Annotated in this window: 20 protein-coding genes; 1 reads left to right on the top strand and 19 read right to left on the bottom strand. The window is 44.5% G+C overall.

What is annotated here, in order from left to right:
- Window positions 1-81: 81 nt before the first annotated feature.
- From HJG39_RS17620 to HJG39_RS17640, 5 genes are all read right to left on the bottom strand, one after another.
- Complete coding sequence (locus tag HJG39_RS17620) at window positions 82-804, bottom strand: hypothetical protein (protein WP_268411438.1); 723 nt, start codon at window positions 802-804, stop codon at window positions 82-84.
- Window positions 805-934: 130 nt separating this feature from the next.
- A complete protein-coding gene (locus HJG39_RS17625) occupies window positions 935-1,327 on the bottom strand; it encodes a hypothetical protein (protein ID WP_268411441.1) in 393 nt (130 codons plus the stop codon).
- A gap of 64 nt (window positions 1,328-1,391) precedes the next feature.
- Window positions 1,392-1,877 (bottom strand): hypothetical protein, encoded by a 486-nt coding sequence (locus HJG39_RS17630; protein WP_268411442.1) that lies wholly within the window; start codon window positions 1,875-1,877, stop codon window positions 1,392-1,394.
- A 137-nt stretch (window positions 1,878-2,014) separates the two neighbouring features.
- The gene (locus HJG39_RS17635; RefSeq protein ID WP_268411445.1) at window positions 2,015-2,431 is read right to left on the bottom strand and encodes a hypothetical protein; all 417 of its coding nucleotides are present in this window, start codon (window positions 2,429-2,431) and stop codon (window positions 2,015-2,017) included.
- Window positions 2,432-2,553: 122 nt separating this feature from the next.
- Complete coding sequence (locus HJG39_RS17640; RefSeq protein ID WP_268411448.1) at window positions 2,554-3,012, bottom strand: hypothetical protein; 459 nt, start codon at window positions 3,010-3,012, stop codon at window positions 2,554-2,556.
- A 284-nt stretch (window positions 3,013-3,296) separates the two neighbouring features.
- On the opposite strand from HJG39_RS17640, the gene HJG39_RS17645 reads away from it, so the two are divergent.
- Window positions 3,297-3,464: a phage integrase N-terminal SAM-like domain-containing protein gene (locus tag HJG39_RS17645; protein ID WP_268411451.1), complete on the top strand. Its 168-nt coding sequence runs from the start codon at window positions 3,297-3,299 to the stop codon at window positions 3,462-3,464.
- A 264-nt stretch (window positions 3,465-3,728) separates the two neighbouring features.
- On the opposite strand, the gene HJG39_RS17650 is transcribed toward HJG39_RS17645, so the two are convergent.
- The 14 genes from HJG39_RS17650 to HJG39_RS17715 form a co-directional block, all read right to left on the bottom strand.
- Window positions 3,729-5,366, bottom strand: coding sequence for a hypothetical protein (locus HJG39_RS17650; protein ID WP_268411454.1), 1,638 nt, complete (start codon window positions 5,364-5,366; stop codon window positions 3,729-3,731).
- A 1-nt stretch (window position 5,367) separates the two neighbouring features.
- Window positions 5,368-7,467 carry a hypothetical protein gene (locus tag HJG39_RS17655; protein WP_268411456.1) on the bottom strand — a complete coding sequence of 700 codons (2,100 nt, stop codon included), beginning with the start codon at window positions 7,465-7,467 and terminating at the stop codon, window positions 5,368-5,370.
- Entirely contained in the window at window positions 7,464-7,802 is a 339-nt protein-coding gene (locus tag HJG39_RS17660) for a hypothetical protein (RefSeq protein ID WP_268411459.1), read from the bottom strand. Before HJG39_RS17660 ends, HJG39_RS17655 begins: the two co-directional genes overlap by 4 nt.
- A 22-nt stretch (window positions 7,803-7,824) precedes the next feature.
- Complete coding sequence (locus HJG39_RS17665; RefSeq protein ID WP_268411462.1) at window positions 7,825-8,838, bottom strand: hypothetical protein; 1,014 nt, start codon at window positions 8,836-8,838, stop codon at window positions 7,825-7,827.
- Window positions 8,839-8,997: 159 nt separating this feature from the next.
- On the bottom strand, window positions 8,998-11,115 hold the full coding sequence (locus tag HJG39_RS17670) for a hypothetical protein (RefSeq protein WP_268411464.1): 2,118 nt from the start codon (window positions 11,113-11,115) through the stop codon (window positions 8,998-9,000).
- Between the two features lie 21 nt (window positions 11,116-11,136).
- Window positions 11,137-12,684, bottom strand: a complete 1,548-nt coding sequence (locus tag HJG39_RS17675) for a hypothetical protein (RefSeq protein ID WP_268411467.1) — start codon at window positions 12,682-12,684, stop codon at window positions 11,137-11,139.
- A gap of 68 nt (window positions 12,685-12,752) precedes the next feature.
- Window positions 12,753-13,274, bottom strand: a complete 522-nt coding sequence (locus HJG39_RS17680) for a VOC family protein (protein WP_268411470.1) — start codon at window positions 13,272-13,274, stop codon at window positions 12,753-12,755.
- A 22-nt stretch (window positions 13,275-13,296) separates the two neighbouring features.
- Entirely contained in the window at window positions 13,297-14,424 is a 1,128-nt protein-coding gene (locus tag HJG39_RS17685; protein ID WP_268411472.1) for a ferritin-like domain-containing protein, read from the bottom strand.
- Window positions 14,425-14,426: 2 nt separating this feature from the next.
- Entirely contained in the window at window positions 14,427-16,511 is a 2,085-nt protein-coding gene (locus tag HJG39_RS17690; RefSeq protein ID WP_268411475.1) for a hypothetical protein, read from the bottom strand.
- 12 nt (window positions 16,512-16,523) lie between these two features.
- A complete protein-coding gene (locus HJG39_RS17695; RefSeq protein ID WP_268411478.1) occupies window positions 16,524-17,984 on the bottom strand; it encodes an alkaline phosphatase family protein in 1,461 nt (486 codons plus the stop codon).
- Window positions 17,981-19,189 carry a metabolite traffic protein EboE gene (gene eboE, locus HJG39_RS17700; protein ID WP_268411481.1) on the bottom strand — a complete coding sequence of 403 codons (1,209 nt, stop codon included), beginning with the start codon at window positions 19,187-19,189 and terminating at the stop codon, window positions 17,981-17,983. The genes HJG39_RS17695 and eboE overlap by 4 nt, the downstream gene beginning before the upstream one ends.
- Before the next feature lie 20 nt (window positions 19,190-19,209).
- Window positions 19,210-20,094 carry a TatD family hydrolase gene (locus HJG39_RS17705; RefSeq protein ID WP_268411484.1) on the bottom strand — a complete coding sequence of 295 codons (885 nt, stop codon included), beginning with the start codon at window positions 20,092-20,094 and terminating at the stop codon, window positions 19,210-19,212.
- Window positions 20,091-20,927, bottom strand: coding sequence for an EboA domain-containing protein (locus HJG39_RS17710; RefSeq protein ID WP_268411486.1), 837 nt, complete (start codon window positions 20,925-20,927; stop codon window positions 20,091-20,093). The genes HJG39_RS17705 and HJG39_RS17710 overlap by 4 nt, the downstream gene beginning before the upstream one ends.
- Before the next feature lie 80 nt (window positions 20,928-21,007).
- Window positions 21,008-21,961, bottom strand: a complete 954-nt coding sequence (locus tag HJG39_RS17715) for a hypothetical protein (RefSeq protein ID WP_268411489.1) — start codon at window positions 21,959-21,961, stop codon at window positions 21,008-21,010.

Here is a 21,961-nt window from a genome sequence, read left to right on the forward strand (position 1 = left end):
GTAATCTTAAATTCGATGCTCAGAGATGGAGTAATGTGGGAAGCAAATTAGCTATTGACGCCATAGTCTCTTGTTATGTTTTCAGCCAGCCGCTTTTATAAAGTGTGAAAAATATATATTTATAGTTGCAGCAAAAAACATACAAGCCCCAAGAAATATTTGAGCTTTAGTTAATCGTCGACTATCTCTATGTCTTCGTTCATCTAATTGATACTTCGATAGCTCATTTAGTGCTTTCGGTTTTATTTTTATTTCTGATGACTGTAATTCAATGACCTTTTCTTCCACGAGACCATCTAATTTCCATCGTAAGTTATTTTTATGCTCATTAAGTGCTCTGTCCTTTCCACTAACCCCATATAAATAATTGAATAGCTGTTCAAAATTAGCGGTGTTTTTTTCATGACACTTTAAATTCAAAAGAGCTGTTATTAGTGACTCTCTTTGAACCGCCCCACTAATTTTTTCAATTCTTTTCTTAGAAAAGTGAAGCTTTAGTTTTGCATAGCCACTAACCGATTGAATATAAGCTAAAAATAAGCTCTTATAATGTACCTCAAAGCCTAAACTAAAAAATATTACTTCAAAATTATCAGATGTAATATCTTGTCTTGTAACAACCTCATCCTTGTATTCCTTCAATAGATTACATTTAAATCCATTTTTATCGATATCATCAAACCTTTTTTCCCATTTAGCCTCAGAGTCCAAAGAAAACACTACATATCGATCATATGGGTGGAATCTAGCTCTCTTAAATTTGGTCTTTTTTATAAAATGGCTAATAAAAAAACTTTTAAGCACTGAACTCTCCGTATTCTAAAGAAAACATAACGCTAAGCTTTGGGGCGCAGGCACGGGGCTAAAGTCGCGAAGCGGCCCCGTGTATGCGTCCCAACGACCGAAGGGAGTGCCAACAGCGTTTTGTTAGAACTCATTGTTGAGACACCCTTTTTGCTTTTGAAATACGGTATAAGCATATACCTACAATAAGAATATCCACTGCAAGCAAAAATAAGAACATCTTTGGTGATGTTTCATAGGTGTAATTATTTCTTTTGCCGCTAATTTCACCTGTGCTTAACGCATCGAAAACAAGCCACGAAAAAAACAGTGCAACTACAGCTAAAATTATCTGCTCCTTAATTCCTATATCGTTCTTTCCTGCAGTGATAGCTTCTTCTTGAGTAACAGGTTCGAGCGTTGATTCACGTTGTTCTAGTTGTGACAATATTCTTTTAACTCGGTCAGGGTAAGCTGAACGGTCAATAGCATCTAATGCTTCGTGTAGTTCATATATATTGTATTTAGAGTAATCCGGTTCCATCCATTCCTCTTTGAGTTCTAACGCTCAAATCAGGTGCGCCGTAGGCGTCACCTGAATTTTCTTGTTATGTGCTTTTGCCTGACCTTCCAAGATTTCCTGTTTCTACTTCCTTTTTTGATTTATCCCATTCTTGCTTGATTAAGAGCTGCATAGTAGATTCAAAAGCCTCTACTTTGTCACTGAATGCAAATTGGGACTTTTCATTGGAAGTAACAAAAGAGTTGAAATCATTAAGGTTTTCTAGCAATGCGTTGTCGTATTCATGACCATCATTTGGGTTTAACCTGAGTCTGATCTGTACTCTTGTTTTTTGAAACTCAACCTGAAGCTTATCATCATTAGTATTTTTTAGTTGGTACAGGAGTGATACTAAATCAGAGGATAGAATACGCATATCACTACGCCATTTTGCACGCTCTGAGGATACCGACTGAGTTAATACAGTTAATTGGGTATCTTTGCTTTTGCCGAATGTGCTTAATATTGATCCCAGAAAACCTAATAGTGCGCCTATGATGGCTCCCATGAATCCAAATACTGCATTTTCCATTCGAGACTATAACTCCGATGTTTAGTGGTACATAACGCTTCACATATGGGGCGCATACTTGCTGGCTAAACTTGCGCGAAGCGCCAGCCAGCGAGTATGCGTCCCAATGAGCGGAGCGAATGAACATAATGTGTTTGTTAGGCATTTTCCACGCCCATCCTTTTCTGCCAGAAGTCATTAAACTTATTACTTAAAGAAAAAATACTAGAGGCAATAACTAAAACATCAATGGCAAGAACAATTAAGCTTACATAAATCATTACCATAGGTTCTAGCTGGTCACTTAGCCCATAAATATTCAATGCTCTAATCAAAGCCATACACAGCAAACTATAAGCGGCTAAGTAGGCTTTTTCTTTTGTGGTGAACTGGCGTTTAAAAGACTTAGTAAATTGCCTGCATGAAATGAAGAGCGACAAGTTTGTAGCAATCACTATACCTAAAATACCTAGTTCAAAGTCTGGGGCTAATACCAGTAAAGGCAATGTCAATGATAGCCACACGGCAGGAAGCCATAGTGAATAAAAAAATAGATTAGGTGATCTACCATCCATGTGAAAACTCCTTAATGCCTAACGCTAAGCTTTGGGGCGCAGGCACGGGGCTAAAGTCGCGAAGCGGCCCCGTGTATGCGTCCCAACGACCGAAGGGAGTGCCAACAGCGTTTTGTTAGAACTCATTGTTGAGACACCCTTTTTGCTTTTGAAATACGGTATAAGCATATACCTACAATAAGAATATCCACTGCAAGCAAAAATAAGAACATCTTTGGTGATGTTTCATAGGTGTAATTATTTCTTTTGCCGCTAATTTCACCTGTGCTTAACGCATCGAAAACAAGCCACGAAAAAAACAGTGCAACTACAGCTAAAATTATCTGCTCCTTAATTCCTATATCGTTCTTTCCTGCAGTGATAGCTTCTTCTTGAGTAACAGGTTCGAGCGTTGATTCACGTTGTTCTAGTTGTGACAATATTCTTTTAACTCGGTCAGGGTAAGCTGAACGGTCAATAGCATCTAATGCTTCGTGTAGTTCATATATATTGTATTTAGAGTAATCCGGTTCCATCCATTCCTCTTTGAGTTCTAACAGTATATTACTGCGAATTCTCGGTATGCCCGCTTTTAAATCCATACCAAAAACTCAACAATTTTAAAATTTTGCCAATACTAGCAATAGCTTAAACCAAGTTACTAGCATTTTATTAAAGCAAAATTTTGGAGAAAGCGAGAATTGGGATTTATAAAGGTCCCTGTAAATATTCATTTCAAATTTTACTTTATTAAAAATCAATAAGTTAAAAATCTATTATCTGTTGAAACCGAGAATTAAGTTGTGTGAAAGGGAGAAAAATAGCGGCTAAACACGCACACATCCATTACAACTGCATATACATACAGAATATTGAAGGGAATCACATGCCGTTGTTTATTGAATCTGTGCGGGCAGAATTAAGAGTCAAGCACTACAGCCTACAAACCGAGAAATCCTATTTAGTGTGGATAAGACGCTTCATTCGCTTTCATGATCTGAAACACCCAAAGATCTTTTCAACGCTGAAATTGAACAATTCCTCAGCCACTTAACCTCACTTCCACCTAGCTTGATCAGGAAATACGCTAACGCTGCAAAGGATGTAGCGTGGCAATTGAAGATTACCTTCGGAAAAGTGGTTAACCACATTATTTAAGATAAAAAATGGCGACAAAGAGAGTATGACAACTTCCAAACTTAACCTCTTTGTCACCACGCCATGAATGCACAGCGAGTCAAATCTTTAGTAAAGCAAGCTCAATCTGACTCGCATAAAGCCCGTAAAAATAACGAGCACCTTTGCTGAAACGAGCTAACTAATGCTCAATCGAGGGCAGGCTTAGTTTTACCGAATTTGTCGTCTGATTTGGGGTTAACGTCACTTTATAATAGGTTGGTGAAGCGCAAGTTTTCCCACTTGGATACGCCGCAGTTGAGGCAATGCCGCCAATAAGATATCCCACCACCGTTGGTTTAGTTATTTCATCTAACAAAATAGCCTCATTATTAAACACCAAACTATTGTCCGCTGAAGCGAATTCATTTGCATGTACAAAAACGGTTTCTGCACCTAGGTAGTTTGCGGCCTTACCATTGCAGGTTAAGCCGGCATCAGCGGGTGGAAACACTTGATCTTTATGCAAATATTGACCGCTGCCAGCCTCGGTAAACTTGAGTGTAGATACCGTGTTAATGAAAGGCAGCCCATCTCTACCGGATTGGCGTGTAAAATCGGGTTTATCGTGATGCAACGCGCCATCTTTCCAATAAAATTGGCTAATGCCGCCAAAGATAGTGTGATAAAAAGTGCTATTTTTTTCGCTGTAAAGCGAGATAGAACCAGCCTCATATTGCCCCATTAACTGCTCGGTGCTTTTATCCACGTTTAGCGATACCGTTTGGGGTAAACCCGATTGATTGCTCGGATCATCTGCCACGATATTAATAGGATTCAAATACCCCGCCATTTGTCCGGGTTTAAATACACCACCAAAAGCGGTAATTTGAGGCTCTCCTTGCGGAGTCAACGTTGGGCGAATGGTTAAATCACGGCGATGATATTCTTCCGTTTCTTGCGCTGGTCGCGTTCGGCTAATCGCAGGGTTCTGCCAAATCAACTCAACATCAATTTTTCCGTAATCTTTGCCTTGCTGCGCGGCACTTGCACCAAAATTGAAAGCAAACTTACGCACAGATTCACTGTATTGCTGGTAAAAGCTTCCGCCGCCAATGCTAAAAACACCATCAAATTGATGCCCAAAAATGAGCAAAAAGCCTCTGCCAGAATTGCCTAAACTCGCTGCTTGCTCCAACTCTCCCCCTGTAATCGCGAGGGACGGATGTGTGCCTACAGAAACCGACGCTTTCGAGAAGTCTGTATCCAGTTTATTATGTTTGATGGCGTCAACTAAGTCATCCACATTGATGGCTGTCACTTGATTCAGTGTGCGCATGCTGTCCGTATCCTGCGCATAACCGTATCCACCGACAATGTACAAGATGTTGCCCTGCACGGTAAATTGAGTATTAGTGGCCGTAAGTTGCTGCTGTATCAGTGAAGGTAGATTCGCCACACTGGCTTCAGCAATAACGCTCCCCGTGGCTTTTTCAATCAGAAACGCGGTTTGGTTTTTCTTATCCTTGGGAAAAGAGGGATTCGAATAAGCTTGGTCCTGACTTGGGAAGCCATGCAGCCCGTTCAGCCTGCCCGCCATTAAAACAATATAATCGCCCGCATCCACATAAATCATGGAATGCAAACCGGGGAAATTACCTTTATTCAAAGGTTCAAGCGATAAGGTATAAGGTACACTTGCCGTCGAATCAGCATTGTTCGGTGGCGTGCTTTTGCCAATATAAGCACAGGCCGAAAGTCCAGCAATCAGCGTGATGCTACAAAAGCCCTTAACGACTTTCCCCAACGCATTTTGAGTAACTAACTGTAAAGTCGTCATATTACACCGCTCCCTGTGAATTTGAAGATGCATCAATTTGCATGTCCAGCCACCGTGTCATCATATCAATGGTTTCTGGCGACATATCTCGCACAACAGGCATAAACGCCGGGTCGTCTGTAGGTTCGTTAAAGCGCACTTTAAAAGCGGTTGCATTGGCTTTCACCGTGGCTTCGTCACCAATATCCATGCGACTCGTCATGCCGGGATATAACTGGCTGTAAATGCTCAGAATAGGCGAAATGTTGTTATCCCACGTTGGCGTGTCTGCTGTTACATGCTGATTTTGCCAGAACAAAACAGAAACCGCCGGGCAAAACGGTGCATTTGGCACAGCGGGATTTTCACCAATCAGGTTATGTTTTGATGTGACGTTGACATAACAAATCAACGAGTCCAATGGTTGACGTAACCAGTTGTTCTTTTCGTTGTCCTGAGGCTTAGTGTCAAATGGAGCGCTATCACCTGTCTTCAAGGTCATTGCAAACTGACCGGGCTTATTGTCAATTGCCGTTGAGTTAATGAAACTCGATAAACGAGAAAACTCGGTTTTCGATGTTGAGGCATAAGCCCCCAATACTGCCCCGTAACTTAATGACGTTACATTTTGCTCTAATAAAATCGTATCTTCATTTGTATCGGAGTCGCTTTGTGTTGCTATTTCAGTCAGCGGCTCACCAAACCGAAAGCCTGTTAACGTGTCTTCCGTGCTCTGATTTGGCGACATCCTACGGCTGGCTAAATCAAAGTTGATGTAATAACCATCAGGGTTTTCTCGCAAAACCGACCCATTGGAAAGTTGAATATTCAATCGCTTGGTTTGAATGGCTGTTGCTTCATCATCTGTCAAAGCAATTTGCACCACACCTGCATTTTTCAGAAAGACTGAACTTCTAACTTGTGCGGCTTCAGGCAAATCAATGTAATCGGTTAGCTGTGCGCTAACGCTCATCAGTGAGCCATTATTTTGATAACCTTGGCTGGCAAAAGCAGTGAAGTTATCTTGTTCATCAAGATAACCAATTCGCATATTCTGACCTAAGTCAAACGCTCCATTCGATGGGTCTTTTAGAGGAGTTGTCGTGCCCATGTCTATCAATAAGAACGACTTGCCATTTTTATCTTTTACCACGCGAGCATCGGTGTTATTCCACAATGCATCGCTATTTGTTACCCCCGCGGAACTGTTTAATGTAGCTAACGCAGCAGGAACAACATCTTTTGCTGTTTGCTCCGCTTGCTCTCGAGTCACGATATTGTTTGCTTTGGCGGCTTGCAGATTCGAGCAATCAAAGCTAATACCTGAGTACAGACGACGCCCCGGCACAATTTGCATTGGCATGTTTGGTTGGATAGGACCAAGCGTTGCCATCATGCGACCAAAACAGTAGCGGTTGCCTACCACGGTTTGTTGCTGTGGATCGCACTGAAACATATCGGTAGAAAGCTTAATGTCTAGCTCACCCTGATAACCCGCGTCTTTATTGGCTTGGGTTTGGTTGGCTGTTGAGTCTTTTTTCAGCAGCGCTAAAGTAGACGTTGTATCATCAGCAGCCAAATGCCATTTAATCACGTAAAAACGCTGATGCCATGTACCGCACGCAATTTGCATACCTTGATCACCGCCCGCACCGCGACCAAAGAATAAATCTCGTAATTGCGGGACATTCATATAGCCCTCAATCCCATACCCTTCTTTGTTAGTAATTGAAATATAAACGCCATAAAGCTCACCGCGGAACTGCATGTCTGGGTCGAGATCGGCAATTTTAGCCATGATGCGGCTTTTAGTCACTGGCTTGCCACTATCGTCCTTGCCTTGATAAAAAATGGGCGTGAGTGGGCTTGGTGTGATCACCTTTGCGCTTAAAAATGGGTCACTTACATTCTCTTGACCATCATCATTGAAACATTGGGTAATTTCGCAATCTTGAAAAAAGAACTGTCCCACACCTTTAGGGTTGTTGTACGTACCCGTTTCATAAAAAAGTGATTCATTTTCTTGCGCTTTGGAGAAGTTAACCACGGTGTTATTCAAATTGGACGGATTTGCGAAAAACGCACCTGCGAAATGGAGTCTCGGTAAGCTTAAATAACTCATTTTTTGTCTCCTGTTGCATGGCATTGGAGACATTCTGGTTGATTTCTTGAAGCCGACGCCGCCGCGCCGTTTTGCCGACCTATTGCCTGATTATCGGTATCTCGGTGAGCTGTGCTGTTATGCGCCTCTAATGCCGCTTCCAGTAAAAGCCCTGAAGCCCCCGCCTTTGCACTTTCTTGTACTGAAGTTTGCTGAGTCTGGGTTAAATGCGCTTCTTGTGCCGATTCAATTTGTTTCGAAGCGGTCTCGGCAGCGACATTCCCGACGAATAAAGCCGATACCGAGAAAGCCGTAATGGAAGCAATATTGAGTAAATGTGTTTTTTGTTTTGTCATGATCGATTTCCTAATGAGATTATCATTTTTTTTCAGTAGTTAAGTTGCTCCAAACTCCAGCACCGCGTTTCTCATGAAGTTTGTTTTTAATTTCTTTTCCCTCTTTTTTCAGGGTGGCCTCTTCCGATGCTGGATCAAACAATTCACAGTTAGGCAAAGGTTGCTTTGTACACATCGCGCCGACTTGGTCCCATGTGGTTTTTGGGTCGGGCTTTTCAGCACGGAAATTGGTGTAGTTTTGGCTCACAATAGGAGCGTTGGCTTTAGTGGTATCACCTGAAAAATAAAACGACTGAGGATGACGATACATTTTGCCGGTGTGGGTATCTGGCGAAGCTTGGCGGTTAAACGCGTAACCAAACAAAATAGGACCATTCGGGCTAGGTAATTCAATGCCATAAGCCTGCACGGAGTCATCGAGCTGCGCACTTCGCAAATCGCTGTAGGGTAAGTGTTTAATAAAATCTTGTTCAGGCGGGTGATTTTGTGGCGAGAATAAACAGCACTCCTCCATACCTTCAGGGCGATCATCTTTGTAAGTTAGGAAGTAAGCTTTATTCCCTAAAGACACAAATGAGCACGTGTAATTGTTATTTTCTCTGGGAAAGATGGGTAAACAATAACCATCATAGTGCTCCATCATCGCTCCTTTACCATCGCCATCTTCAGGAATATAGGTGCTGTCGTAATAGCTTGTGCCGTAAGAAACGGTGTAATCATTTTCATCTAAAGTAGAAGGTGGATTGGTATAAGGTGGCGGATTGTCCTGATAGTTATTGGTGACACGAAACATGGTCCAATCACTGATCCATTGAGCGGGATATTTAGGATCGGATGGCTCGCCGGCTTTACGCTCAGGTAAACAATTCTCTTGGTCGCACCCAAAATCGTTGTGAACTCCCATTGTGAAGAACACATTGTCGGGTTCGTCTTTCGCAGGAGCGTCCGCATGGGAACATGAAAATATCCCAATTGAAAAAATGAAGGCAACAGGAAGTCGCCCAGCTAAAAAATAGCCAGTTTTATGTTTTTTCATCTTGTTTGTTCTCTTGTGGTTTTTGTGTTTAAGCCGTTATTTTAGGTTCGGTGGCCTTTTGTTAACTTTCGGTCATTTCCCGATTTGCCAATTACGCCGAACATCCCTTTCAACGGCGCAATGGCATTAAGTCGAGGTTGTTTTAAACAGTCTCTGTATTTAAGTATCCGACGCCTCACCCTTTGGTGCTCCAGCCTCAAACCATTGCAAAATGGCGCGGGTACGCTCATAAGATAAGTCGCGCACCACGGGCATATGCAGCGGATCATCAACCGGCTTAGCCAATACCGTGCGTATAGCGTCGGCATATTTCACCACGGTGTCGTAATCGCCAAGGGCAAAGCGGCCCATGATGGGGTAGAGCTTGCCGTACTGAGGCAAGATGTGTTTGATGCAGTTTTCCCAAGAAGGGTTGTCAGGAATGCTGTAGCCCGAGAAAACCAATACGCTGACAAGGTCGTTAACATCTTGTTTGAAGTTAAGAAAACGCTCAGGTTGAGCAAAATTATATTGAATAAAGTAAATCTGGCTTTGAAGATCTTGCGAACCTCTGGGGGTACCCGGATCAGTCGCTTGCAATTCAAACTCAGCAACGCCGTTTTCATTCGTCACCACTTTAATGGCATCGCTGTAGCTAGCAATACCTGTATCGTGATTAGCCAAGGTTAACGCTTTTTGAGGTGTTGAAATATTTTGAATACCTCGAGTGCCAGCCGTACCCAAGGTGTTCATGGTGTAACGCATGGCGGTGATCTCATCCATTTTGTCGATAATGAGTGTTTCGTTTTTTAGTGGCTCACCAAATTGGGTAGCATAAATCTTTACCGTAGCTGTATCGGGTTGAACCGGCGTAGCTCCAGATTCTGTTTTTGGATTCATACGAAACACAAATTGGTCGGCTCGGAGGTTTAAACCTTCGTTGTTTTCCTGAAGCAGTATTGTTGTGTGGGGGGCTGTCGCGGTTTTTATTGTGCCAATGATGCCAAGTGGCATGGTGGCAATATTTTCAACGAATGTCTCTAAACTCATACCTTGCGGTAAAAGACTTTCATCAACGGTGGCATCAAATAACCCCGCACTAAGGCTGACAATATCGCTTAGGCTTGTTCCTTCTGATGGAATATGAAGGACGTGTACCGCATTGCCTAACGAGCAACCAGCTTGTTTATTTTGATCAAAATAAACCAAGGTTAGCGCCCCTAATACATCGGTTGCAATATCAAACCCAGGAGTGTTAGTGGGTAATGAATTACCAAGATTTAACACAACGCGCTTTGCATTTTTATCAAAACAAAACGGCGTAAAATAGCATGGGCTGCCCTGTGAAGGCGCCATGCTTCTGCTCGGGGTGTAGTAAACAGGCGCTTTGTCAGTAGAAGGGCCAATGGTGCCAGTGGCTAACCCAAAAGGAAATTTTGTGGTGATATTACCGGGATCGTAGTCTAATTTGGTGGCATTCATAATGCTCTGGCTGTAGGTTTTACTGTCTGCCTCGCCCAATAAACGATTCAATTCGTGTTGAACATAGGAAGCCGTAGGCACGTTCCCCCGAGTTTTGCCAACATTGGTAATGTACTGGCTTAAAGGCTGCAATTTATCGACGACTTGGCGAGGAACATTGAAAGGTTCAGCCTGCATTAACTCGAAGGTACTGTTGTTAAAGGCGTAAAGCTGAGGCGCATTATTATGGGCATTCAGAACAATATTTATTGAAAGTTCAGAAGGTGATTGTTGCTGTAACTGTGCCAAAAAACGAGACTTTGGCGCGCTGCTGATGTTCCATTGCAAGTTCGTTAACGTGGACTGATACACGCCACTGCCGCTGGCTGAACTGCGAGGCCCTTTTAACGCTTGGGCCCAAATCGCATTAAATGATCCTTCAATGTAGTCTCCGGCAACAAAATCCAATAACGGTTCAGCGCTGGGCGAAGGGCCAGCAACTTGCACACGCATACCCCAAATTTCCGTTACGTTCATTTGGCACGGATCCAGATCGACCATTTTTGGCGCGGCGTACGAATACACCGTGGCAACGGGCTGGCCGATGACGGGATCGTCTTTTGGGTTGCTGGTTTCATCGCCGGGGCCGTACACCACTTTGGTCACAACACACTCTTCAAGAGCAAAAACGCCCGTGCCGTTAGGGTTCCAGAATAGTTCTAAATCTTTGGTTTCGTCGTTTTTTCCGCTGAAATTATTAGGCGTGTTATTGACGGTGCTTGGGTCGGCACGAAAACCACCTGAAAAATGCAATCTGGGATAGGTTAAGTAACTCATAATGTATTCTCCAAAGGTGATTTATTTTTGAAACACAGCGCAGGCGTTAGGCAACGATGTACCTTGATCACAGCCTTGGCTTTGGTTGTTGATTAAGTTGAAAATATGTGACAACCCAGCAGGTGGAAGGCGCAATCTTTCAAGGGAAGGCTCACCCGGTTTCGCCAAGGTATGGCCTTCTTGGTTGTGGCAACCAAAGCAACTAGCGGCAGAGGTTACGCCGGATACACCGTTTTGAACAAAGGTTTCCATGGTGGTATTCGCAGCAGAAAGCGACCCGCGTTGGTATTGCAATTCTGGCGGCAATAAACCACCCAAGGTCCAAAGGTTGCCAACCAATTCATAGTTTGCCCATAAACGATTGGGATTACTTGTTGGAAGCGCTTGTAATAGCGCCGTCATCGAAGCGTTGATCGACTTCAAATTCGCCGTATTTGGGTCAATAACGTTTTGTTGCACCTGTTTTTCGCAGATGTAGTGGGGCGGAGGCGTTGAGCTGCAATCAAGCCCATTCACAAATTCACCTAACGTTGGATCGCCCCAAGGATGAGCACGGCAAACCTGTGCTGGCTTATTCGGGTCATATTCATTTAGATTAGCGCATTCCCCTGATTTACAGCTTTGATTGTAAAAGCTCCAGTCGCCGCCAAGGGGAGCTTGAGCGTTCAAATCGGTGCAATAAGGGGCATTGTTTTTATGCTCGAAAGTAGCCCAAATAAACTCAGGGTGATTAGGTGTTTTGCTGACAATGTGCATGCCGACCAACCCCAGCGTTACAGCTTCTGCACAGGTGCCATCTTGAGAAAGCGTTGTGCCTTGTGTGGTATAAAATAGTCCGCTTGAAGCTTGTGCAGATGTGAGCACTTTCCATGACATTTTCAGTTCTACCGAATCAACCGGGAAAGCCAATGTAGGGTATTTTTTAGGGATGTTTAGAATGTCTAACGAAGTGTTATTCACGATACCGGGCGCGAGGCTCATACCACATTGGGCTTTGTATAAATCGCACTGAGTTAAAAAGCCGTAGGCAGGCTGATTCACCGATACCGTGTAAAACACTGGGTTCATTTCCCGGTCGATAAGCGGTTGGTGTGATCCTGCTTGTAAAGTCAGGCTGGCAAACTGGTAACTGGGATCGTGGTTGGCGGTTTTATTAGAAAGCGTTCCGTTTTCACATCTTGGAATAGCCGGTGTGTTTCCCCACGGCTCAGGCATTTCACCTTCCTTCACGAATATGCCGTGACTTGGCATCCATGTTTCAAAATTAAGTGGCGCGCTAACCTGTTTCTTGCTTTTCGTCGCGGCCTGAGTTTGTTCATTGGCGGGCTGCACTAAATACAAAAACGACTGCCACATAAACTGATGGAAGTCGCAGTTTTTTTCTTCTGCAACTTCTTTTGGAAACGAAGGTGAGTTAAACCACGACGCCTTGGCTTCACAGGCAGCGGAGCTTGCGCCACTATAACTGGCGTTGTTCCCGCCGGAGGGTGTTGCGGCAAGAGCGGTCTGCGAACTCAAGCATGACAGCATTAGGCTTACAACAAATGTTAAGGGTTGAAAGTGTTTCATTTAGGCGTCCTTATATTGATCCTTAAATTGACTTTTTGATATTGCTAACTGCGCGTAATAAATGTGAATTAAGCACAAAAACTGATCAGCCCAATTCGGTTATCCTGTGGGTCACAAAACATGGCAGTGTCTACGTTTTTACTGCCAAGAGCTGTGTTCACCGGCGGCATTAATATTTCCCCTCGGTGTTGTTCGATCATCTCGAGGGTGTCGGCCACATCCTTTACTTGAATATAAAAACCATTGAATTTGCTAAATCCGGGGCGCTCAGCGACTTTGGCAATGCCAGGCTGAGGCATAGCATTGAAGTCGGTTAAGATGGTGGTGATTTCAAAAAAAGGGCCATCTGGTGTAGATGCATCAACAATTCGCCAATTTAAAATGGGCTCATTAGATTGCTGCGTTAACAAACCTGCGGGCCCGAGTTCATCGGGTAGTCCAAAAGGCTGGATAACGCTGTTTTTTATGGCAATCAGCTCGGGAGATTCACTGACAGGAGTGAATTGCCAATCGAATACGTTGGCGTAAAATCCCTTAAGCTCAATCGGCGATTTAGCAATAATTTCCTGAAAAATAATGATGTTATTCATGCGTGCTTTCCCTGACTAGGCGTTACACATTCACAGTGACGAACTGGAATGGTGGAGCAGCCACCTCATCAATACCTTGCTCGTTGGGACCAAGATTAATTGTCACCATTTTTTGCACTTGCAAACGTAGCTCGTACATCAACCCCATCGCCGCGTCGATATTAGCGGGATTGCCATTAAACGTTTCGTGCAAAGCATTAAGCAGCGAGGAATAAGTAAAGTTGGTTTGATCCGCATAACGGCGAGCCACAGAGCCTTCCGGGTAGTCCGTCGCTTTGGCGTTTTGTTTCAGGTTAAGAATGTTGCTCGCATCCAGTTCAACCGGTTCACCTGCGTAAGCCCACCCCTCTTTAGCGGATTTATCTACGACGAGGCGTTTTCCATATAATATTTCGCCAAAACGGTAGTAATGTGCCGGTTTATTTTGTGCATCAACCGGCGATATTGATGTGCCTTCTCCTTGATCAACAATGATGTCGATAGCACGCTTAGCTTGTTCGATATTGGTAATGGCAAATAACTCGTCTTGCGGAAACCATTGCGTGTTCACAAGCTGTTTTTTAGGGTCGCCAGTAAAGATATTCTGTTCTTTATTCAACGCTTCAAGCTTCAAGAAAATCTCATGATAGAACTGACCAATAGTGGAAAATTCCTGCGTTGAATTGGATAGCATCTCTGAGTTAGTGGAAGAGTCGTTATCCAGTAATGCCGCTTGCTCTGGGCTCGAAAATAGTTTCACAGGAATAGCTAAAGGATGCTCAGGTTCTTCGATTGCCATGAAGACATCGTGTATTTGTTTCTTCGTGAGCGGCGCTAATGTGGCTACCAGATTTCTATCCTCGCCTACATCCATCGGTAGCGGCCCAGGAAACGTTGGCACAAAGTTCGGCTGATTTATCGCAGGCTTTCCCCCTACGGCATTTAGCAAGTTGCTGGCAATACTCATGTGCAGCATTTCTTCAACCACAACGCTAAGTACGATATTACGAGCATCGATGTTAGTACCGTGCTTGATGGAAAATAGCCCCGTTAAATAAACAGGAATAGTGGCATGCTCAAGTTCAATCGCATTTTGAATAAAACCATGCAGCTCTTCTATTTGGGCGACATTACGAATGCCTTCGATGATAGATTTACGTAGTTTTAGCATAACTATTTTCCTTTTTGAGCCTTCTTGCTATTGATGAATCGAGCATGAGCGACTGTTTTAGAGCCAACAGGAGTCGAGGAATCGGATGTTAAGTTTTGGCCTTTTAGGGAATGGGATTGTTGAGCCGTTGTTTTTGTTTGCGCTGTGACGCTATCAACGGTAGGAAGGTCATCATCAATCTCACAAGAATTGCACGTTTCGGTTGCTGCCTTTTCTGGTGCAGGAACGTTTTTTGGCCCGCGAGCGAGCACGTAATTGCCGTTGGCGTCTTTCTCGGTAAGCCACTTGATAATGGTTTGGCGCTTCCCCGCCGATAAATCCCGCGTTACCGGCATAAAATTGGGATCACGCTGCGGTAAGGTGAAGGCCAGCTCTAACAAAGCGCGGAACTTGACCACAGAATCATAGTCGCTAAGGTCCACCAGCATGCGACTCATCACCGGATACAAGTTTCCGTATTGGGTCATGAAGTCTTTTACATCAGCCCACGTTGGGGAGTCCGGCACTTCAAACGTATCGAAAACTAAACTGGCGATAAAATCGTACTGGTACTGTGCATAATCGGCATAACCAACAGGCGTATAACTGAGGAAGAAAAGCTGCCCATCAATGTAACCTCGTGGGTTTTTCGGATCAGTCACCTCAAACGTAAATACGGCGTTTCCTGTTGCTGGAATCGATAAAGATTTGGTGAATTGAATCGCAGAAGCCGGATGATTGATGAAAGGCGCTCTTGGTCCACCCGATGTACCTTGAGATCGAGGTTGCAGCGTTATTTCAATATCAAGCGAAGTGGGGATACCGTACTGAGAGGCGTAAAAGGTCGCTTGAGATTGAGTTGCGGGGTTTAAACGATGCACAACGTTGTCTGAGCGAACCAAAACCCCTTCTTGTGTTTCCCGAATTAAAATCGTGTTATTGGGCAAAGAAGCAGAAGCGCCCTCTTGGGGAATTAGAGGCGCTATGCCTTCTGGCGTTGGTGATACTCGAAGTAATGCAAGCGGCCCGCTATTCAATGTGGGCAATAGCCCTTCACTTATAGGAATAGAAACAAGGCCACCCGTTTGTTTCAACCAATCGTGTTGCAAGTACGCAATAGGATCGCCAACAGGTACAAAGAACTTCGGGCTTAAAACCATTGTCTCTTCACCAAAATCTTGTGTTAAAACCACCAACTGCAACTGGCCTAAGTTGGCGAATACACCTTGAGAATTAATCAGTGGTAGCGCGTTACTAAAGTCGACATTTAAGGAGTGGGACGGAAGCTCGGAGGCGTTATCTTCTTGCCCGCCGACATCGCCTTTCATAGCTTTTACAGAAGGATAGTAAGTATTAACTTTTGCATTGAAAAAGTTAATACTTTGAGCGATTACGTTGCCGTTAGCAGGCGCAAAACGACGACCTGAAATAAACGTATCGGGTTCATTTTCAAGGGCTGGGCCTATCACGCCAGAAACCTGTCCCAATGTAAATTCTGGGTCGGAGTGTGTCATGTTATAGCCATACACCATCATTCTTACGGACAACTTACCCACTTTCTCTGATAGCGCTTTAAGCTCCTGTAAAAATGGCGATGAGTCGGTGTCTACCCACGTTAAATCCTCCAACACCGACTGATAAATGGCACTAGCGCCAATGTCGCCTGCGCTGTTTTCAATGCGGGTAAAGCTAATGTCTCGGAAAGGCGCAGGCAGGAACTTGCCTTCAAAAAAATGAGGCGTTTTACCATCCGTTAAACGCATGGTGAGGCCCCAAATTTCAGACACCAATTGCATTTGCGGGTCAAGATCGACCATTTTGGCGCTGGTTTGCTCATTGGAGCCACCAATTAGCATGCCAATAACGGGGTCCTCTTTCTTGTCGCTTGTGGTTGCGCCATTGGCGTAGCCTACTTGGGTCACACGGCAATCAATCAGCCTAAACGCGCCCGAGCCGCAAGGATTCCACCAACCGTTTTCATTTCCATATTCTTGAAACCTCGGTTCAAAGGTCTCGTTATCAAAGTGAGTAACTTCATTGTTCACCGTGGATACATCGGATTGAAAGCGCCCAGAAAACACCATATGGACATTGTTTAAATAACTCATGCTACTAATACCTCAACTGGTAAAGTGGGTTTGCAAAAGGGTGTTCACTTGCGCCATAGCAAACGATGAATACGTTGAAAGTCCATCCAGTAATTGGCTAGAGCTGGTAATGATCAACGGGCCTTTATCTGCGGAGCTGGCGAGGCGTCCGTGACTACCTTTGACTAAAGAAGTGTCGAGTGGGATCACATCCATGAGCATGCGCATTCCCAGCTTTTTCTGAATTAAGCGTTGGCCTATTTTGAGCATAGGAAAGCGCAGTTCGGGGTCGACGAATAGCTCTACTGGGTCATAGCCCGGCTTACGGTGAATATCCACACTTCTGGCAAAATCTGGCGCTTTGACATCATCTAGCCAGTAGTAGTAATCAAACCAACATTCCGGTTCGGCAATCACCACTAGCTCACCACTACGCTCATGATTAATATGCCAAGCCGCTTGCTCACTTTTATCAAGCACTTGCTCTACGCCCGGCTGTTTTTGTAGCAAGGCTTTGACCTTGGCAACATCACTTGAATTCTGAACATAAACATGAGCGATTTGATGGTCAGCCACGGCAAACGCACGACTAGCGCCGCAATCCAATAATTCCCACGAAACCGACTCACGCACACGCAAGTAACCTGCTTGACGTAAAATACGATTTAAAGACACCGACTGCTTTACAGGCTCGATGCCGTATTCCGATACCAACACCACATCCACATCGTGAGCTTGATAGAAATCTAAAAGGCGGCCCACTTCGGTATCAATTTGTTTAATGTCTTCGGTAACATCAGGATGCGATGGCCCAAGCCGTTGTAAGTTGTAATCAAGATGTGGCAAATAGACGAGCTGTAAATTCGGACGATTCAATTGAAATTCAGCAATAGCGCAGTCAACGATCCAGCGACTAGAACGAATATCGGCGTTCGGTCCCCAGAAATTAAAAAAGGGAAAAGTGCCAATGTCAGATTCGATGTTTTCATGAAGCATGGCGGGCTCAGAATACAACCCCATGATCTTGCGTCCATCTGCCGGATAATGCGGACGAGGCGTGATGGCGTTATCAACATTGGCGTACATGTTGTACCACCAGAATAATTTTGAGCAGCTAAATTCTGGGTTACGGGCTTTTAAGTCATCCCAAACCTTATTGCCTTGAACAATGGAATTGGGTTGTAGCCAAAATTTCACTTCTGCTAAATCTTTGAAGTACCAACCATTACCAACTATCCCGTGCTCATTGGGCATTTTACCTGTCACCATGGTAGCTTGAGCCGTTGTGGTGACTGCGGGAAAAACGCCCTCCATAGGCAGCATTTCCCCTTTATTAGCCAACGCATTAATATTTGGCGTGTGCTGACCTAATAACTCAGGCGTTAGCCCCACCACATTAACTACCGCTAATGACTTTGTCGTGGTCACGGCGCTTCGTATAGAAGGAGCAGGTAAAGGGGCTACTGGGTCAAGTTGTGACGCTATTTGGTTCATGACAAACCTCTTTGTTTAAGCTGTTGTGCCAACCAAGTGATTTCTTCAGCTACACCTTTAATGAGCTGGTCATCGGATTTAGGCTGTAATGCGCTAGGCAATACTTCCCATGAATAAGTTTCAACTTCCAATAACGGCGTAACATGTGAACGATAGTCAGACAAAAATTGGAACGTGGCTTGTAACGATTCGTGCAGCGGTTGAATTGCGGGATGAATAAACTGCTCAGCGTTGAGCGGCACATGAAAATGCACTCTAAAATCTTTTATTTGGTCCGATTCAAGATCATTCTGCGCCAAGAAAGTCACTAAATCCGGCGCCGAAATTAATGTATTTTTTAGCGTAGACTCATCCTGTTTACGCGCAGTAACTTGATGCAAAAACTTGGGTTCCGCGAAACTTTCGAGTGCCGGTTTAAGGGCGCTCGTTCGCTTAGACAAGTCCACATGAATCGCGTTAGATACTTGAATCTTCCCAAGAGTGATCCCCGCTTCATGAATACGGCGTAAAGCATCATAAATGTCTTCATACATCACCGCCTGATGACACACATCAAAACACGCGCCAAGATAGTCTGGATACGAGCCATTAAGCTCGGTGAGCTCTTCAAAAAAGCGTATAAGCTCGTCGGTACTTTCAAGCTCGCAGTCGGGTTCCATTTCCAAACAAACAATAACGCGCTTTTGAGTACGGCGATGTAACTCAGCAAGATAATGGTTAAGTGCGACTAAATTGTGCAGGGCCAAGCGGCGTTTTTCTGGAGTAAAATCTGCCTTGTAACCTAAGGGCAACGTAGAAATGGCACCAAAGGTTGAGTTTTCCAGTGGCGTCGTTGTTGATGCCATGCAACCCGCTAGAATCTCGGCCAGTTGATGAGTGTAGGTGAGCCGTTCGGGTGTTGCCCAATGGGGTTGATACACCTTTTCTTTAACAACGCTCTCATGGAAATTACCGTAGGGAAACCCATTAAGCGAAGTCAGCACCACACCATGCTTAGCCAAACAGGCGTTAAACTGCGCCACCGACTCCGCAGAAGTCAGAGAATTGGCAGCCTTAGCACTAAGCCATAAGCCGCTGAATTGAGTGCTAAGTCCTTGTTCTTGCCTCACCTTGGCGAAATAACGTGCAATATTTTGTTGCACCTCATCAAGCGTTTCCCCGGCGTGCAGATTACTGCAATAAGCGAGTTGCCTTTGATCCCACATAGTGAATTCCTGCCGATTCTCTATAACTCAACAATAGGTTGTTGTCCGCGCAAGGCAGAGTTCGATTCCCACAGTTTGGTTTGATCAACTTTAATCGGGGTTTGCACCGCTTCTCGGCTAATACGCCCGCTTTGCGCAAAGAAATCAATGGGGTTGAAAAAGAGCACTTGCTCAATATCGGCATCGCTGTAGCCAGCTTGTTTCATAACGGCCCCCGTTTTTGGCACTTTTAACGGGTCACTCACCCCCCAATCGGCAGCGCTATTTACCACCATTTTTTCTGTGCCGTAATCACGTAGCAATTGCACCATGCGCTCTTCCGACATCTTGGTGTCGGGATAAATGGAATGTCCTCGCCAGCAATCAGTTTCCATCACTAACGGTAAAGTTTGTTCGTTAAGGTGATCGATAATCACCATTTCTTCTGCGATGCCGACTTCACGAATAAGATCAATAGTGCGTTTTGTGCCACCGATTTTATCTCGGTGGGGAGTATGAATAAGGACAGGTAAGTTAAATTGCATGGCTAGCTGTAGCTGTTCCGCCATAAATTTATCTTCTTCCGGCGTGATATCGTCATAGCCAATTTCACCCACCGCGACCACACCGTCTTTTGCTAAGTATTCAGGTAAGATCTCCATGACTTCATAGGCAATACTAAGGTCATTGGCTTCTTTGGGATTTAAGCCCATTGTGCAGTAATGATGCACACCAAACTGGCTCGCACGGAAACGCTCCCACCCCACCAGCATGTTGAAGTAATCAACAAAACTGCCAACGGACGTACGCGGCTGACCTTGCCAAAATGCCGGCTCGATAACACCAACGATGCCTGAGGCATACATTCGTTGGTAATCGTCGGTTGTACGAGAATTCATATGAATATGCGGGTCAAAATAGTTCATAATAAAGGCTGTCCTGTTGTGTTCGATGAGGTTGAATTGGCGCTTGCTGTGTTCGGTTTCACGCTGCGGTCTTGCTGATGACCTTGACGTGAATCTTGAGGTAAATCTTCAGGCCGGATGGCAAGCCAAATAGAAAGAGGTATCTCTCGAGATGCCAGCTTTCTTTCTTCCACTAAATCCAGACAAAGCTGACTCAATTCGGGCGATAAACGCCGACTCAGCCCTTGAATGTGTTTAATGTCTAAATCGATAAACAATGCTTTGAGCACCAATTGATGGAAATTTCGCTCTGGAAAGTGCTGGCTGGGAAAAGGATTATTAAGCGCTAACGTAGCAAATAAACTTTCATCGTTAGTTCGGCTAGCATCCAAAGCAATGGGAAGCAGCTCGGATTCACCTAATAAAAACAAACTACGTACTAAAAGCGCTTTTTCGTCTTCGCCAAATCGACGATAAACCTGTAATAGATGCTGAGACCATTGCGCTTGCAAGGCAGAATAAGATGAATGTTCAGGTTGTGTTTGAAGCAACTGACACAGACAACGTTTAAACTGCTGTAACAATAATACCCGCGCAATATCATGGCTGAACCAAGTCGGACTTTGCCCATAAATAACAACAGGTAAACCACCTAGTTCGCGCTTAGCTGAAGCACTCGCGATGAGTAAGGCGCTACTAACCTTTTTCATCACTTCTGTGTTTGAAAGAGCCGCATCGTCAATGCTCGCAAGCGCTTGCTTTAACCATTCCCATTGAGACTCACTGCAAATATCGCGCAGCATGTCGCAAAGTTCTTTCACTTGAGTAGGTAAACTGTTTTCAAAAGCCAGCATAGGTTGTTGTCTTCCTTTTTACTTTTGTCTCTGTTCTGCTTTGCATCTGATCATTTTGCTTATTAAGGCGCCGCTAAAGCTTAAGTTGCTCGAATCCACCTTTGCAGCTTTGGCATTACACTGAAGACCAAAAGGCAAATCAGGCTAGGAAATATCAAATTCATACTGGCGAGCACCAACCCATCGAATAAAGGAATGGCGGCTAATAAACTGCCAATAAACGCGCCCACAATGGGGTGTTCAGACTTTAAATGGCGCTTCATGTTAATAAGGAGATAAGCACCAAATCCTGCGGCATACAGCCAAAAATAAGAGTAGGAATAACCGTGAATGCTCAGAATACATATTGGTAAGAACAATAGTGCAGTGGCTTGCGTGTGTTGGAGTCGATTCTGATGCTCATACTTGGCAGCGTATGTCACCCCGCAAATGTACAAACACAAAGCGATACTGGCGGCAATCAAAGCACTGGTGAGCTGTGCAATTAACAAAGCAGCCAGCAGGTATACGCCTAGTCGGCATAGCCCCATTAACACAGCGCCATGCTGAATACGCTTATGCAGCGCGTTGTATAGCACGATGCAAGTCGCTAGCAAACCTGCCCCACCCCATCCCACAAGAGGCAAAAGAGAAGGCACTAAAGCATCCGATGTTAACGAACTTGATGCTTGATGAAATTGAGCCGCATAAAACGCGCCAATTAGATAAGTGCCAAGCATTAACATCGAAAGCCCATGAACCCAAACCCAAAACGCCGACACTTGACCTTGTGCGATAGGACGAGGCTGCTGATGTTGCTTATCCCATTTAGCATCAAAGGCATCATTCAAGAACATGCCGCCCAAATACATTAAAGACAATGCAACTAAGGCATTTAACCAAGTCAGTGTTGCATCTGCCAATGAGGTTAAATGTGAGGGATGCTCTCCCTGACGCAACCCCGCTTGAGCCACCAAAGCAGCGGCAAAAACGTTAGTCCAAATACTCGGCAAATTCGAAGCTCTACCCAGCGTTAACCAAGTGTTTAATCCCAT

This window comes from Alteromonas sp. a30 (genome assembly GCF_026788005.1).
Taxonomy (GTDB): Bacteria; Pseudomonadota; Gammaproteobacteria; order Enterobacterales; family Alteromonadaceae; genus Paraneptunicella.

What these genes read in the sequence shown, in the direction of transcription:
- HJG39_RS17675 (WP_268411467.1), bottom strand. Translation starts at nt 12,684, where the DNA reads ATGAAACACTTTCAACCCTTAACATTTGTTGTAAGCCTAATGCTGTCA.
- eboE (WP_268411481.1), bottom strand. Translation starts at nt 19,189, where the DNA reads ATGTGGGATCAAAGGCAACTCGCTTATTGCAGTAATCTGCACGCCGGG.
- HJG39_RS17655 (WP_268411456.1), bottom strand. Translation starts at nt 7,467, where the DNA reads ATGAGTTATTTAAGCTTACCGAGACTCCATTTCGCAGGTGCGTTTTTC.
- HJG39_RS17685 (WP_268411472.1), bottom strand. Translation starts at nt 14,424, where the DNA reads ATGCTAAAACTACGTAAATCTATCATCGAAGGCATTCGTAATGTCGCC.
- HJG39_RS17645 (WP_268411451.1), top strand. Translation starts at nt 3,297, where the DNA reads ATGCCGTTGTTTATTGAATCTGTGCGGGCAGAATTAAGAGTCAAGCAC.
- HJG39_RS17640 (WP_268411448.1), bottom strand. Translation starts at nt 3,012, where the DNA reads ATGGATTTAAAAGCGGGCATACCGAGAATTCGCAGTAATATACTGTTA.
- HJG39_RS17710 (WP_268411486.1), bottom strand. Translation starts at nt 20,927, where the DNA reads ATGCTGGCTTTTGAAAACAGTTTACCTACTCAAGTGAAAGAACTTTGC.
- HJG39_RS17705 (WP_268411484.1), bottom strand. Translation starts at nt 20,094, where the DNA reads ATGAACTATTTTGACCCGCATATTCATATGAATTCTCGTACAACCGAC.
- HJG39_RS17715 (WP_268411489.1), bottom strand. Translation starts at nt 21,961, where the DNA reads ATGGGATTAAACACTTGGTTAACGCTGGGTAGAGCTTCGAATTTGCCG.
- HJG39_RS17690 (WP_268411475.1), bottom strand. Translation starts at nt 16,511, where the DNA reads ATGAGTTATTTAAACAATGTCCATATGGTGTTTTCTGGGCGCTTTCAA.
- HJG39_RS17670 (WP_268411464.1), bottom strand. Translation starts at nt 11,115, where the DNA reads ATGAGTTACTTAACCTATCCCAGATTGCATTTTTCAGGTGGTTTTCGT.
- HJG39_RS17695 (WP_268411478.1), bottom strand. Translation starts at nt 17,984, where the DNA reads ATGAACCAAATAGCGTCACAACTTGACCCAGTAGCCCCTTTACCTGCT.
- HJG39_RS17650 (WP_268411454.1), bottom strand. Translation starts at nt 5,366, where the DNA reads ATGACGACTTTACAGTTAGTTACTCAAAATGCGTTGGGGAAAGTCGTT.
- HJG39_RS17630 (WP_268411442.1), bottom strand. Translation starts at nt 1,877, where the DNA reads ATGGAAAATGCAGTATTTGGATTCATGGGAGCCATCATAGGCGCACTA.
- HJG39_RS17680 (WP_268411470.1), bottom strand. Translation starts at nt 13,274, where the DNA reads ATGAATAACATCATTATTTTTCAGGAAATTATTGCTAAATCGCCGATT.
- HJG39_RS17660 (WP_268411459.1), bottom strand. Translation starts at nt 7,802, where the DNA reads ATGACAAAACAAAAAACACATTTACTCAATATTGCTTCCATTACGGCT.
- HJG39_RS17665 (WP_268411462.1), bottom strand. Translation starts at nt 8,838, where the DNA reads ATGAAAAAACATAAAACTGGCTATTTTTTAGCTGGGCGACTTCCTGTT.
- HJG39_RS17635 (WP_268411445.1), bottom strand. Translation starts at nt 2,431, where the DNA reads ATGGATGGTAGATCACCTAATCTATTTTTTTATTCACTATGGCTTCCT.
- HJG39_RS17625 (WP_268411441.1), bottom strand. Translation starts at nt 1,327, where the DNA reads ATGGAACCGGATTACTCTAAATACAATATATATGAACTACACGAAGCA.